General features: G+C 50.8%; 13 protein-coding genes and 1 pseudogene. 6 read left to right on the top strand and 8 right to left on the bottom strand.

The features are described 5' to 3' along the window. Nucleotides 1–2: 2 nt before the first annotated feature. Together glnG and OGY04_RS01130 are read left to right on the top strand one after the other, a co-directional pair. A complete protein-coding gene (gene glnG, locus OGY04_RS01135; RefSeq protein WP_003825317.1) occupies nt 3–1412 on the top strand; it encodes a nitrogen regulation protein NR(I) in 1410 nt (469 codons plus the stop codon). 112 nt (nt 1413–1524) lie between these two features. Continuing rightward, nucleotides 1525–1635 (top strand): YshB family small membrane protein, encoded by a 111-nt coding sequence (locus OGY04_RS01130; RefSeq protein ID WP_020996121.1) that lies wholly within the window; start codon nt 1525–1527, stop codon nt 1633–1635. A gap of 87 nt (nt 1636–1722) precedes the next feature. On the opposite strand, the gene hemN is transcribed toward OGY04_RS01130, so the two are convergent. From hemN to OGY04_RS01115, 3 genes and pseudogenes are all read right to left on the bottom strand, one after another. Continuing rightward, nucleotides 1723–3096 (bottom strand): oxygen-independent coproporphyrinogen III oxidase, encoded by a 1374-nt coding sequence (hemN, locus tag OGY04_RS01125; RefSeq protein ID WP_137376986.1) that lies wholly within the window; start codon nt 3094–3096, stop codon nt 1723–1725. A 188-nt stretch (nt 3097–3284) separates the two neighbouring features. Next, nucleotides 3285–3794: a Der GTPase-activating protein YihI gene (gene yihI, locus OGY04_RS01120; RefSeq protein WP_003028627.1), complete on the bottom strand. Its 510-nt coding sequence runs from the start codon at nt 3792–3794 to the stop codon at nt 3285–3287. A gap of 169 nt (nt 3795–3963) precedes the next feature. Next, a pseudogene (locus tag OGY04_RS01115) lies at nt 3964–4149 on the bottom strand (hypothetical protein). A gap of 209 nt (nt 4150–4358) precedes the next feature. Here OGY04_RS01115 and yihA point away from each other — a divergent pair. Continuing rightward, nucleotides 4359–4991: a ribosome biogenesis GTP-binding protein YihA/YsxC gene (gene yihA / locus OGY04_RS01110; RefSeq protein ID WP_286584630.1), complete on the top strand. Its 633-nt coding sequence runs from the start codon at nt 4359–4361 to the stop codon at nt 4989–4991. A gap of 119 nt (nt 4992–5110) precedes the next feature. Here the strand turns inward: yihA and spfP are convergent, their stop codons facing one another. Together spfP and polA are read right to left on the bottom strand one after the other, a co-directional pair. Then, entirely contained in the window at nt 5111–5158 is a 48-nt protein-coding gene (gene spfP, locus OGY04_RS23160) for a small protein SpfP (RefSeq protein ID WP_071892919.1), read from the bottom strand. A gap of 166 nt (nt 5159–5324) precedes the next feature. Then, a complete protein-coding gene (gene polA, locus OGY04_RS01105; protein ID WP_286584627.1) occupies nt 5325–8111 on the bottom strand; it encodes a DNA polymerase I in 2787 nt (928 codons plus the stop codon). A gap of 362 nt (nt 8112–8473) precedes the next feature. On the opposite strand from polA, the gene yihG reads away from it, so the two are divergent. Beyond that, nucleotides 8474–9409, top strand: a complete 936-nt coding sequence (gene yihG / locus OGY04_RS01100; protein WP_063941720.1) for a 1-acylglycerol-3-phosphate O-acyltransferase, YihG family — start codon at nt 8474–8476, stop codon at nt 9407–9409. Between the two features lie 13 nt (nt 9410–9422). Here the strand turns inward: yihG and dsbA are convergent, their stop codons facing one another. From dsbA to OGY04_RS01085, 3 genes are all read right to left on the bottom strand, one after another. Next, nucleotides 9423–10046: a thiol:disulfide interchange protein DsbA gene (dsbA, locus tag OGY04_RS01095; RefSeq protein ID WP_003028621.1), complete on the bottom strand. Its 624-nt coding sequence runs from the start codon at nt 10044–10046 to the stop codon at nt 9423–9425. Between the two features lie 16 nt (nt 10047–10062). After that, nucleotides 10063–11049 carry a serine/threonine protein kinase gene (locus tag OGY04_RS01090; protein ID WP_111466290.1) on the bottom strand — a complete coding sequence of 329 codons (987 nt, stop codon included), beginning with the start codon at nt 11047–11049 and terminating at the stop codon, nt 10063–10065. 76 nt (nt 11050–11125) lie between these two features. Further along, nucleotides 11126–11395 carry a YihD family protein gene (locus OGY04_RS01085; RefSeq protein WP_003028616.1) on the bottom strand — a complete coding sequence of 90 codons (270 nt, stop codon included), beginning with the start codon at nt 11393–11395 and terminating at the stop codon, nt 11126–11128. 69 nt (nt 11396–11464) lie between these two features. On the opposite strand from OGY04_RS01085, the gene mobA reads away from it, so the two are divergent. Then, nucleotides 11465–12049 carry a molybdenum cofactor guanylyltransferase MobA gene (mobA, locus tag OGY04_RS01080; RefSeq protein WP_003028614.1) on the top strand — a complete coding sequence of 195 codons (585 nt, stop codon included), beginning with the start codon at nt 11465–11467 and terminating at the stop codon, nt 12047–12049. Further along, nucleotides 12031–12549 (top strand): molybdopterin-guanine dinucleotide biosynthesis protein MobB, encoded by a 519-nt coding sequence (gene mobB, locus OGY04_RS01075; RefSeq protein WP_286584624.1) that lies wholly within the window; start codon nt 12031–12033, stop codon nt 12547–12549. Before mobA ends, mobB begins: the two co-directional genes overlap by 19 nt. The last annotated feature ends 151 nt before the right edge of the window (nt 12550–12700 follow it).

The raw sequence follows: 12700 nt of genomic DNA, 5'->3' as shown, positions 1-12700 counted from the left end.
TTATGCAACGAGGAATAGTCTGGGTCGTTGATGACGATAGTTCCATCCGTTGGGTGCTTGAACGTGCGCTCGCAGGGGCAGGGCTAAGCTGTACCACATTTGAAAGTGGTAAAGAGGTACTGGACGCGCTGGCCAGCAAAACGCCGGACGTGCTGTTGTCAGATATCCGCATGCCGGGTATGGACGGCCTGACGCTGTTAAAACAGATTAAACAGCGGCATCCAATGCTTCCGGTCATCATAATGACCGCGCACTCCGATCTGGATGCTGCCGTCAGCGCCTATCAGCAAGGAGCGTTTGATTATCTGCCCAAACCTTTTGATATTGATGAAGCGGTGGCGCTGGTCGAGCGCGCCATCAGTCACTATCAGGAACAGCAGCAGCCGCGCAATGTTCAGATTAACGGCCCTACAACCGACATCATCGGCGAAGCGCCAGCAATGCAGGACGTTTTTCGCATTATTGGTCGCCTGTCCCGGTCTTCAATCAGCGTATTGATTAATGGGGAGTCAGGAACCGGTAAAGAGCTGGTCGCCCATGCGTTGCACCGTCATAGCCCGCGCGTCAAAGCGCCGTTTATCGCGCTGAACATGGCGGCAATCCCGAAAGATTTGATCGAATCTGAGCTGTTTGGCCACGAGAAAGGCGCGTTTACCGGGGCGAATACCATTCGTCAGGGGCGCTTTGAACAGGCAGACGGCGGTACGCTGTTCCTCGATGAAATTGGCGATATGCCGCTGGACGTGCAAACGCGTTTATTGCGCGTATTAGCCGACGGACAGTTTTACCGCGTTGGCGGTTACGCGCCCGTAAAGGTAGATGTACGCATTATCGCCGCCACGCACCAGAATCTTGAACTACGCGTGCAGGAAGGCAAATTTCGTGAGGACTTATTCCATCGCTTGAACGTCATCCGGGTACATCTGCCACCACTGCGCGAACGTCGGGAAGATATCCCCCGCCTGGCACGACATTTCCTGCAGGAGGCCGCCCGCGAACTGGGGGTGGAAGCCAAACAATTACACCCGGAAACTGAGGCTGCGCTCACCCGTCTGGCCTGGCCAGGTAACGTGCGTCAGCTTGAGAACACCTGCCGCTGGTTAACCGTAATGGCCGCCGGGCAGGAAGTCCTGATTCAGGACTTACCAACCGAGCTGTTTGAAACCTCTGTGCCAGACGCACCGTCCCATATGCAGCCGGATAGTTGGGCAACGCTATTGGCACAGTGGGCGGATCGGGCATTACGCTCCGGTCATCAAAACTTGCTTTCTGAGGCCCAACCAGAGATGGAGCGCACGCTGTTGACTACCGCGCTACGTCATACCCAGGGGCATAAACAGGAAGCGGCACGCTTGCTCGGTTGGGGTCGTAATACCTTGACGCGTAAGCTAAAAGAACTCGGAATGGAGTGATATATCGTCACTGTGTAAAGATTAATAATTGAGCGCAAATAGCTGCTATTTTGCGCTTTACTGTTCCGATGAGTTAAGTATGATCGTGCCCGACTAACGGGGGGAAGTCATCATGCTGGAATCAATCATTAATCTGCTGTCGAGCGGTGCGGTCGAAAGCCATACGCCACAAACTGCGGTCGCCGCAGTATTGTGCGCAGCGCTGGTTGGACTGTTCAGCTAGCGGGTTCGCCGGGTGGCGCTTCGCTTACCCGACCTACGTATTGAGATTTTCGTAGGCACAGTAAGCGAAGCGCCACCCGGAAAAGCGTTAAATCACCCGCGAGAATTGCTGCATCCGCGCTTTCTGGCGCAGATACGCATCGAAGCACATGCAAATATTACGGATCAGCAGACGGCCCTTCGGCGTGACCTGAATCCCCTTCTCATCGACATCCACCAGCCCATCCTTCGCCAGCGGTGCCAGCAGTTTCAGGTCTTCGGCAAAATAGTCAGCGAAGTTCAGATCCCATTGCTGTTCCACAGCGGCATAGTCGAGGCGGAAGTTGCAGATCAGGAGCTTAATAACATCCCGACGAATGCAGTCGTCGCGGGTCAGGGCGATTCCGCGCCACAGCGCGTCCCCCTGCTCGTCTACCTGCTGATAATAGCGCTTCAGCTCTTTCTGGTTCTGCGCGTAGTTGTCACCAATCATACTGATGGCTGACACGCCCATTCCCAGCAGATCGGTATCACCCTGGGTGGTATAACCCTGGAAATTACGATGCAGCACACCCTTGCGTTGAGCAATGGCCAGTTCGTCATCCGGACGGGCAAAGTGATCCATGCCAATGAACTGATAGCCAGTTTCGGTCAGTGAAGAGATGGTTTCCTGCAGGATATCCAGCTTCTGCTGCGCGCTGGGCAGGTCGGCATCTTTAATTTTGCGCTGAGCGGCAAACAGCGTCGGCAGGTGCGCGTAGTTAAAGACACTCAGTCGGTCTGGATTCAGCTCAGCAACGCGTTTCAGGGTGAAGGCGAAACTTTCCGGCGTCTGTTTTGGCAAACCATAAATCAGATCGATATTCGTCGAGGTAAAGCCAATCTCACGCGCATGATTCAGCAGTGCAAAGATGAATTCCTCATCCTGCTCACGGTTCACCAGGCGCTGAACTTCTTTATTGAAGTCCTGCACCCCCATGCTCAGGCGGTTAAAACCTTCAGCGCGTAAATGATCGAGCACATCCAGCTCAATTTCTCGCGGATCCACTTCGATCGAAATTTCGGCGTCGTCGTTAAAGTTAAAGTTGCTACGCAGCAGCGACATCAAACGGCTGATTTGCGCTTTATTCAGGTACGTTGGCGTGCCGCCGCCCCAGTGCAGCTGACTGACATGGCGTCCGGCGAACAGCGGTGCGCGATGAATAATTTCTTGTTCTAAGACATCGAGGTATTGGTCGGCTTTATGCTGCTGGCGAGTCACGACCTTGTTACAGCCGCAGAAATAACACAGCTTGTGGCAGAATGGGATGTGAACGTACAGCGAGAGAGGACGCTCAGGATAACGCGCCACGGCCTTTAGAAATGCCTCAGTGCCGTAGTCTTCAGAAAACTCCAGCGCGGTCGGGTACGAGGTATATCGTGGCCCGGAATAGTTATATTTCTGGATCAGGGCCAGGTCCCAGTCTATTAACTGCTCTGACATGCTCACTCCTTCCGATGGCGTCTCTGGCGGGTACGGCGTACCGACTTAACCCCAGTACGGGTGATAAGTCGGTTGCGCAGCCACTTCTGTCGCCGCGACAACCGCTGTAGTTTAACGAATAACCACACCAGATAACATATAACCGGAAGGGTTATAAGCAGGACGGGAAGACCCACGGTGTAAAACCGTTAGTTGCCGCCTTTCAGCAGGCGCATCATGTCTTCCTGCTTTTCTTCTTCTTCCTCTTCTTCCTCGTCATCGTAAGAAAGACCCAGCTTTTGCATCAGCTCATCTATGCGGTCCAGCTTGGCATCAACCCAAGACTGATCTTCCGCGCTCAGGGTTTCTCCTGCTTCAAGACGCTCCAGCAGCGCATCCAGGCGCTCATCCGTTTCCAGTAAATCCAACTCAGCCTGTGGTGAAAGCATAGGTTTCTCACTCTTCGGTTTGTGCTGTTTGGTGACTTTTTCGGTCACGCCCAATGGAATGGGGGTTTTGCTGCCAATACGAGGATCTTTTTGCTTATTTTGGTTTCCGCCACCAGATGCGCCTTCACTACCGGACGCACGGCTACCTGCCGCATGACCACGGTGTTTTTTCTGGCGCTTACGGTCGCGAGCTTCCTGGTTAATTTCTTCGCGTGTTTTACGACGCGCTTTTGCAGGACCTTTACCGCGTGGTGTAGAAGTTGGTTTCATCATGATTCGTCTTTGGCTGTTTTTATTCAGTATATAATTGCGCCGGAATCTAGCAGAAATAAAGAAAAAAGGCGACAGAGTAATCTGTCGCCTTTTTTCCTGACTCTCAACCCTTACGGGCTCTACAATCCCTGTTGGCTATCAACACACCCTGTTTTTCCCTTAGCCTCTAACATTCCGTGTTGTTTCCATTTCCTTTTACTAACGTCTCCGGACGTTTGTCTTCCTGACAATCCTGTGTCTTCGCCTCCTGGCGCTCCTGACCCTCATCCTGAGTCGTCTATCCTTTCAGCTTCCTCGCTATGGACGCTACTTTACCGTTTTGGTTTAAACGTACAAGTAACCTGGGTAACAATTTCTGATTTTAAGAATAGCGCCCAAATGTAACCATATGATTTATTTTAGTTCTGTCATTTTTTACTCTGTCATCTCGTATAGAAACTGTCGGCAATGTCTCACAAAGCGCGAGGTTTTTACTTACACAGCCCACTCGTCGAAAAACCAGCCTTTTGCTGGGGTTCAGGTATAATCGCTGCAAAGCCCTGATTGATGGAGAGGACTGCTTTGACTAACTTGAATTATCAACAGACGCACTTTGTGATGAGTGCGCCTGATATTCGCCACTTACCTTCCGATACCGGTATCGAAGTGGCTTTTGCTGGCCGTTCCAACGCAGGCAAATCCAGTGCGCTAAATACCCTGACGAATCAAAAAGGTCTGGCGCGTACATCTAAAACGCCGGGTCGTACTCAGCTCATCAACCTGTTTGAAGTCGTTGACGGCAAACGCCTGGTCGATTTGCCAGGATACGGTTATGCCGAAGTTCCAGAAGAAATGAAGCGTAAATGGCAGCGCGCGCTGGCTGAATATCTGGAAAAACGTCAGAGCCTGCAAGGTCTGGTGGTACTGATGGATATTCGTCACCCGTTAAAAGATCTCGATCAACAGATGATCCTGTGGGCAGTTGAGAGCAAAGTTCAGGTGTTGGTACTGCTGACTAAAGCAGATAAGCTGGCCAGCGGTGCACGCAAAGCGCAGCTGAATATGGTACGTGAAGCCGTACTGGCATTTAACGGTGATGTGCAGGTAGAAGCATTTTCATCGCTGAAAAAACTGGGTGTGGACAAACTGCGGCAAAAACTGGATAGCTGGTTTAGTGAACTGGCACCGGTTGAAGAGGTGCAGGAAGGGGAATAACCCACCGATATGCCGGATGACGCCGCTGCGCGTCTTATCCGGCCTACAGCATGTGCAAAACTTTTCTTTCGCACAATAAAAAACGCCCCAGTCATTACTGACTGGGGCGGCTAAAATATTCAGCCAAATCCGATTACGTGAAGTAAAAGGTCTGAAAGATAGAACATCTTACCTCTGTACCCTACGAGAATAACTTTACTCTTTTTTGAGCAGCTCAGAAAGCACTTTTTGTAATTTTTTTTCATTCCTTACATAGGGAATTCTAATGGACATCACAAAAAGCTCTCTCTTATGTTGCTTAGTTACGAAAAAGGAGCGTTATTAAGTAAACCCTTAGTGCGCCTGATCCCAGTTTTCACCACTCCCGACTTCCACCAGCAACGGCACGTCAATCTGAGTCTCGTTTTCCATCAGTTGGTGGATCTTTTTGGAGACGCTTTCCAGATCATCTTTGTGCACTTCAAACACCAGTTCATCGTGTACCTGCATGATCATGCGCACGCGCGGTTGCTCGGTTTGCAGCCATCCATCCACGGCAATCATGGCTCGTTTGATAATGTCTGCAGCAGTTCCCTGCATCGGGGCGTTAATGGCCGCACGTTCAGCACCAGCGCGACGAGCACCATTACTGGATTTAATATCCGGTAAATAGAGACGGCGACCTTCCAGCGTTTCTACATAGCCTTGCTCTTTCGCCTGCGCGCGGGTGCGTTCCATGTATTCCAACACACCAGGGTAGCGTTCAAAGTAGAGATCCATGTACTTCTGTGCTTCTTTGCGCGGAATATTCAACTGGCGCGCCAAACCAAAGGCGCTCATCCCGTAGATCAAACCGAAGTTAATGGCTTTAGCGCTGCGGCGTTGCTCGCTGGTCACGGAATCAAGAGGTAAACCAAAGACTTCTGCCGCCGTTGCGCGGTGAATGTCTTTCCCTTCGGCAAACGCGGTAAGCAGACCTTTATCACGTGAAAGGTGCGCCATGATACGCAGTTCAATCTGTGAGTAGTCCGCAGAGACAATCAGGTAGTCTTCTGGCGCAATGAACGCCTGACGAATACGACGACCTTCATCATTACGTACCGGGATGTTTTGCAGGTTTGGATCCGTTGAAGACAAGCGCCCGGTGGCAGTAACCGCCTGATGGTATGAGGTGTGCACGCGCCCGGTTTTCTTGTTAATCATCAACGGAAGCTTATCCGTATAGGTCGACTTCAGTTTTGCTAAACCACGATATTCCAGGATAACTTTCGGCAATGGGTAATCCAGCGCGAGCTCTTCCAGTACCTCTTCCGACGTTGATGGCGCGCCGCCAGGGGTTTTCTTCAACGGCTTAATACCCTGCTTTTCAAACAGGATAGTTTGCAGTTGCTTAGTGGAAGAGAGGTTAAACGCTTCTCCGGCGATCTCGTGCGCTTTTTGCTCCAGCTCATTCAAACGCAGCGTCAGCTCTTCTGAATGCTTGTGCAGAACAGCCGGATCGATTTTCACACCGTTGCGCTCAACGCGAGACAAAACCGGCACCAGCGGCATATCGATATTTTCAAAGACGTTCAACGGCCCTTTATGCTGCTGCAATTCTGGCCACATTTTCAGATGCAGCTGTAGCGTAACGTCGGCGTCTTCCGCAGCGTAACGGCCAGCCTCTTCCAGTGCTATCTGGTTAAAGGTCAGTTGGTTTTTGCCTTTTCCGGCGATCTCTTCAAAGGTGATGGTTTTATGTTTCAGCCAGCGGTCCGACAGGCTGTCCATATCGTGTCGTCCAGCGACGCTGTTAAGAATGTAGGATTCGAGCATGGTGTCAAAGGTGATGCCGCGCAGCTCGATGCCATAGTTCGCCAGTATGCCGCGATCGTACTTCAGATTTTGCCCGACTTTGTGCGCGTTCTCATCTTCCAGCAGCGGCTTTAGCAGCTCCAGCGCACGGTCGCGCGCGATCTGGCCAGGGGCATCCAGGTAATCGTGGGCAACAGGAACATACGCCGCCACACCCGGTTCAATGGCAAAAGACAGGCCAACCAGATTCGCGGAAATGTTGTCCAGGCTGTCAGTTTCAGTATCGAAGGCAAAGACAGGTGCTTTTTTCAGCTTAGCGATCCACTCTTCCAGCGTCGCTTCGTCCAGAATCGTCACATAGTTTTCATACGAAAGAACCGTGGCCGGCTCCTCAGGCGTTTCATCGACGACAATAGTTTCTTGCGGTTTTGCCGCCGGCTTCGTCCCTTTCGCCTGTAGCCATTTACCCGCTTCAACGTCGGTAACCCAACGTTTAAATTCATACTGTTTAAACAGGCCAAGCAGTTCTTCTGCAGCGGGCTGACGCACTTCCAGCTGCTCACAGGTCAATTCCAGCTCAACATCGGTTTTGATGGTAGCCAATTGATAAGAGAGGTACGCCACCTCTTTGTTCTGCTCAAGTTTGCCCGCCATGGTTTTCGCACCACGGAAGGTCAGCCCCGCTATTTTGTCTGATTCGGCATAGAGGGTATCCAGCCCACCCAGCCCCTGCAGCAGTGCCTGAGCGGTTTTTTCGCCTACGCCTGGAACGCCAGGAATGTTATCTGAGGAATCCCCCATCAGCGCCAGGAAATCGATGATCAGTTCCGGCGGGACGCCGTACTTATTCACCACTTCCTCCGGGCCGAGGATCGTATTGGTCATGGTGTTGATTAGGGTGATATTCGGCGTCACCAACTGAGCCATATCTTTATCACCGGTGCTAATCAGCACCGGGCGACCGATCTTCTCTGCTTCCCGCGCCAGCGTACCGATAACATCGTCCGCCTCCACGCCAGAAACAGCCAACAGTGGCAACCCCATCGCCTTTACCATCGCATGCAGAGGTTCAATCTGCGCACGCAGATCGTCCGGCATCGGTGGGCGGTGAGACTTATAATGTTCGAATAATTCATCACGGAAGGTTTTACCCTTGGCGTCGAATACCACCGCTGCATGGGTTGGTTGATATTGCAGAATCAAGCTACGCAGCATGTTGAGGACACCGTACATCGCGCCCGTAGGTTCTCCTGCGCTGTTAGTCAGCGGTGGGAACGCGTGGTATGCGCGATACAGGTAAGATGAGCCATCTACAAGGATAAGTGGGTTTTCTGGGATCTGAACCATAATGTCCGTGCCTGTTTATCAGATTATGGGTAAAGGATGCCACAGACAGGATGAAAACATGAGTTTTTCGCCGCATTTGTCGAAAAACTTTTGCAGATCTTCTGCTTTGCTCGCAAAGACAGCTGTGGATAACTTTGTGAATAAATAATTTTCAGCTCTTTAAATATAGCAAGGCAATTAATGCTCCATTTTATTTATACAACAATTTCAATTGGTTAAATAAACTCACGGCATTTTATTCCATTTTTACAGCTTATATCCTGATGTGGATAGATATTCTCTTTTTTCTATTCAGGGAAGATCCATCATTTGGTTCGTTTTCTGATAAAATCAGCCCCTTGCGCCTCTTTCGCGCACTGTCTATGGCTAACCTTTTGAATAATTTAATTATGACGAGAATACTCGCTGCGATAACGCTGTTGCTGAGTATCGTATTGACCATATTGGTCACGATTTTTTGTTCTGTGCCGATCATCCTTGCCGGGGTTGTGAAACTCCTTTTGCCCATTCCTGTCGTCTGGCGCAAGGTTTCTGTCTTCTGTAATTTCATGATGTACTGCTGGTGTGAAGGTCTGGCGCTACTGCTGCACCTTAATCCACGGCTGAAGTGGGATGTTGAAGGACTGGAAGGTCTTAGCAAGAAAAACTGGTATCTGCTCATTTGTAATCATTACAGCTGGGCCGATATCGTTGTGCTTTGCGTTCTGTTCCGTAAGCACATCCCGATGAATAAATATTTCCTCAAGCAACAGCTGGCCTGGGTGCCCTTTATTGGCCTGGCTTGCTGGGCGCTGGATATGCCGTTTATGAAACGCTATTCACGTGGCTATCTGCTTCGCCATCCGGAACGCCGTGGTAAAGATGTCGAAACAACCCGTCGTTCCTGCGAGAAGTTTCGCGTACACCCGACAACCATTGTGAATTTTGTCGAAGGTTCGCGCTTTACCAAAGATAAACGTGAGCAAACCCGCTCACCCTATCAAAACCTGCTCCCACCCAAGGCGGCAGGTATTGCGATGGCATTAAACGTACTGGGGTCACAGTTCGATAAAATGTTGAACGTCACGTTATGCTATCCGGAAAACAGCAGTCGGCCTTTCTACGACATGCTGAGCGGTAAGCTAACGAGGATTGTCGTGCGGGTGAATCTGGAGCCAATCCATGAAGAGTTACACGGTGATTACGTGAACGATAAGGCATTCAAGCGCCGCTTTCAGCTGTGGTTGAATACGCTGTGGAGTGAGAAAGACGCGCAGCTCGACGCGATTAAAGCTGCAAATAAAAAAGCCGGTCAGTGACCGGCTTTTGCTTTTACTTCTGACCGACCAGGTATTTCACGGTATCCGCATACTGTTGTACAAAGATATCCATGCTGCTGGTATCCATGCCCTGCGGGTTGACCTGATATTTGCCATTCACGAACATCGCCGGAACGCCCTGCAGCTGTAAATCAGCCGCTGCTTTTTCCTGCTGTGCCACGAGAGATTTCACTACGAAGCTGTTCCATGCCGCATCATAGTCTTCGCCTTTAATACCCGCATCGACAAACACTTTACGGATATCAGCAACAGACTGAACGGTCTGGGTTTTCTGAACCCCTTCAAACAGCGGAACAGTGACCTGATCTTCAACGCCCAGCGCCATTGCAACCGCCCATGCCTGCGTCAGATCTTTGCCCAACGGCCCGAGAAACTCGACGTGGTATTTGGTCATCTTGGTGCCTTCCGGCAGTTTTTTCTTCACGTTATCAGATACATGAAGCACTTCTTCAAACTGATAGCAGTGCGGGCAGTAGAAGGAGAAGAACTCCAACACTTGCGGTTCACCCGCAACAGGCTTCTCCAGGGTGATGTATTGTTTACCATCCTGGAACTGCGCTGCAGATGCGCTAAAAGCTAAGACCATACCAGCCAGCGCCAGCCATATTTTTTTCATGTTCAAGTTTCTCCGATTAATACATTGGCGTTAATTGTAAGGGGGGCTCTTGCAGAATTTTTGCCTGCTCAATAAAGGTCGCGGTCTGACGATGCCAGTAATCTTCCCCGGTTAACCACGGGAAGTTTTTTGGGAACGCAGGGTCAGCCCAACGTCGAATCAGCCAGGCAAGATAATAAACTAAACGCATAGCGCGTAAAGGTTCTATCAGTCCGATTTCAGAGATGTCGAACTCACTAAACTCTTCATAAGCCTCGATAATGGTTTCTAGCTGCATGCGTTGTTCAGCTTTATCACCATTGAGGAGCATCCATAAATCCTGAATAGCCGGACCATTGCGGGCATCATCTAAATCGACAAACATCGGGCCATCGCGCCACAGAATATTACCGGCATGACAATCACCGTGCAGGCGTAACGTAGTAAAACGCGTATGCCAGCGATCGGTAACCACCGCGATAAGCGCATCCGTTGCCTTCAGGAAAGCCGCTTTTTGCCCTGATGGGATAAGCTGTGCGTGTTCAAAAACTTTACGCGGTTCAGTCAGGTATTCTTCAAGGCCAATCGTCGGTCGGAAGGCAAAAGTACACTTGGATCCGGTCTGGTGCATACGCCCGAGATAGCGCCCGACCGCCTCCATCTGATCGATGTTGTCGGCCTCAAACTGGCGCCCACCGACGCTGGGGAAGATCGCATAATGGAAACCCTGGTGACTTAACAGCGTTTGGCCGTTCAGTACCAACGGCGCAGCTACCGGGACTTCATCGCTTACCAGTTCCAGAGCAAACTGGTGCTCTTCCTGGATCTGATCGACAGACCAACGTTCAGGGCGATAAAACTTAACGACAAAGCGTCGACGGTCTTCGTCCTGGAATTGATAGACACGGTTTTCATAGCTGTTAAGCGGGGTAAGCCCGGAATCCACCCGGATCCCCTGCTCAAACAGTGCATCCATGATGGTATCCGGGTGTAGCGTCTGGAAATTAAAAGCGTTGTCGTTCATCCCATCATCCGGAAAATACTACGAATGATTCAGGATATCATTTCGCAGCGCTTTCGGTGGCGGCGATTACAAGCTTTTACTCTTTAATTACGCCACGAGCGCGGAGTAGTGCGGTTTTAAAATCTTCTTCATAATCTTTCTGAATACCTGGGATGACAGCATCCTTCGCTGAGTCTCGCATTTTCAGGTGATAGATCAGAATGTCATCAGTTAAATCCGCCAATTCGCCGTCAAAACCTGACTCTTGCGCCAGTTTCTGCAAAAATTGCATCAGGTTAAGATCGGGTTCCTTCTGCCAGGCAGGCTGGAGGAGTTCAATAACTTCATTCAGACGTTTACATTTCATGGTTGTGCTCCTTAGGCTCAATACAGATACGTTAGCAGGGTCAATCCCACATTAAAAGAGGCGATATCAGTGATTCTGGATAGTGCAATAACAGGGGTTGTGCTGGCTGGCGGTAAGGCCAGACGGATGGGTGGGACCGATAAAGGTCTGCTTGAACTGGACGGTAAACCTCTTTGGCGGCATGTGGCCGACATTCTCGCTTTGCAGGTCGAAACCGTGGTGGTGAATGCCAATCGCCACCGGGATATATACCAGCAAAGCGGCCTGAAAGTTATTCCCGATTCCTTGGCCGATTTCCCTGGCCCACTGGCCGGGATGCTATCGGTATTCCTGCAGCAAACGGGGGAGTGGTTTCTGTTTTGCCCGTGCGATATGCCCTATATTCCTCACGATCTGGTCGCTCGTCTAAAAGAGCAACGTAAAGCTGCACCCGTTGTCTGGGTGCATGATGGGGAAAGAGATCACCCAACCATTGCGCTGATGCACCGCTCTATGCAGCCTTTGCTGCAGGATTATCTTCAGTCCGGTGAACGACGCGTTATGGTCTTTATGCGTCTGGCTGGCGGTCATGCTGTCGATTTCAGCGATCATAAAGATGCGTTCGTAAACGTGAACACCCCCGAAGAGCTCGCAAAATGGCAGGAAAAATCATGATCCCATTACTCGCCATTGCGGCATGGAGCGGGACGGGAAAAACCACGCTGCTCAAAAAGTTGATCCCGGAACTACGTGCCAGAGGTATACGTCCCGGATTGATTAAACATACTCATCACAATATGGATGTCGACAAGCCCGGTAAAGATAGCTATGAACTGCGCAAAGCCGGTGCAGCACAAACGCTGGTCGCCAGCCAGCAACGTTGGGCATTAATGGTAGAAACACCGGAAGAGCCCGAACTGGATTTAGCGTATCTGGTAAGCCGGATGGATGCAGCGACGTTGGATCTAGTGCTGGTTGAAGGGTTTAAGCATGAACCTGTCGCTAAGATCGTGCTTTTTCGTGACGATTGCGGGCATAGTCCTGAAGAATTGGCGATAGACGAATATGTTATCGCGGTTGCCAGTGATGTTCCGCTGGCGGTGGATGTTCCATTGTTAGATATCAACGACATACAGCAAATTGCTGATTTTGTTACGCAATGGATAAGATGGTAACCGTGGTGTTGTGATGAGCCTGATGCGCTGCGCTTATCAGGCCTACAAAATACGTTCAGCCCGGCCCCTGCAGGCCGGATAAGGCGGCACGCCGCATCCGGCGGTTTTCATCCCGCACAGACGCAAAAAAGCCCATCCGTCAGGATGGGCT

Source organism: Citrobacter sp. Cpo091, from assembly GCF_030332645.1.
Classification (GTDB): Bacteria; Pseudomonadota; Gammaproteobacteria; order Enterobacterales; family Enterobacteriaceae; genus Citrobacter; species Citrobacter portucalensis.
The sequence above is the reverse complement of the archived record's forward strand: the minus strand, read 5'-3'. Positions and strand labels throughout refer to the sequence as shown.

Excerpts from the sequence above, each read along its gene's own strand:
- OGY04_RS01130 (WP_020996121.1), top strand. The coding sequence starts at position 1,525 with ATGCTGGAATCAATCATTAATCTGCTGTCGAGCGGTGCGGTCGAAAGC.
- mobB (WP_286584624.1), top strand. The coding sequence starts at position 12,031 with ATGGCAGGAAAAATCATGATCCCATTACTCGCCATTGCGGCATGGAGC.
- OGY04_RS01085 (WP_003028616.1), bottom strand. The coding sequence starts at position 11,395 with ATGAAATGTAAACGTCTGAATGAAGTTATTGAACTCCTCCAGCCTGCC.
- OGY04_RS01090 (WP_111466290.1), bottom strand. The coding sequence starts at position 11,049 with ATGAACGACAACGCTTTTAATTTCCAGACGCTACACCCGGATACCATC.
- dsbA (WP_003028621.1), bottom strand. The coding sequence starts at position 10,046 with ATGAAAAAAATATGGCTGGCGCTGGCTGGTATGGTCTTAGCTTTTAGC.
- glnG (WP_003825317.1), top strand. The coding sequence starts at position 3 with ATGCAACGAGGAATAGTCTGGGTCGTTGATGACGATAGTTCCATCCGT.
- yihG (WP_063941720.1), top strand. The coding sequence starts at position 8,474 with ATGGCTAACCTTTTGAATAATTTAATTATGACGAGAATACTCGCTGCG.
- yihI (WP_003028627.1), bottom strand. The coding sequence starts at position 3,794 with ATGAAACCAACTTCTACACCACGCGGTAAAGGTCCTGCAAAAGCGCGT.
- polA (WP_286584627.1), bottom strand. The coding sequence starts at position 8,111 with ATGGTTCAGATCCCAGAAAACCCACTTATCCTTGTAGATGGCTCATCT.
- hemN (WP_137376986.1), bottom strand. The coding sequence starts at position 3,096 with ATGTCAGAGCAGTTAATAGACTGGGACCTGGCCCTGATCCAGAAATAT.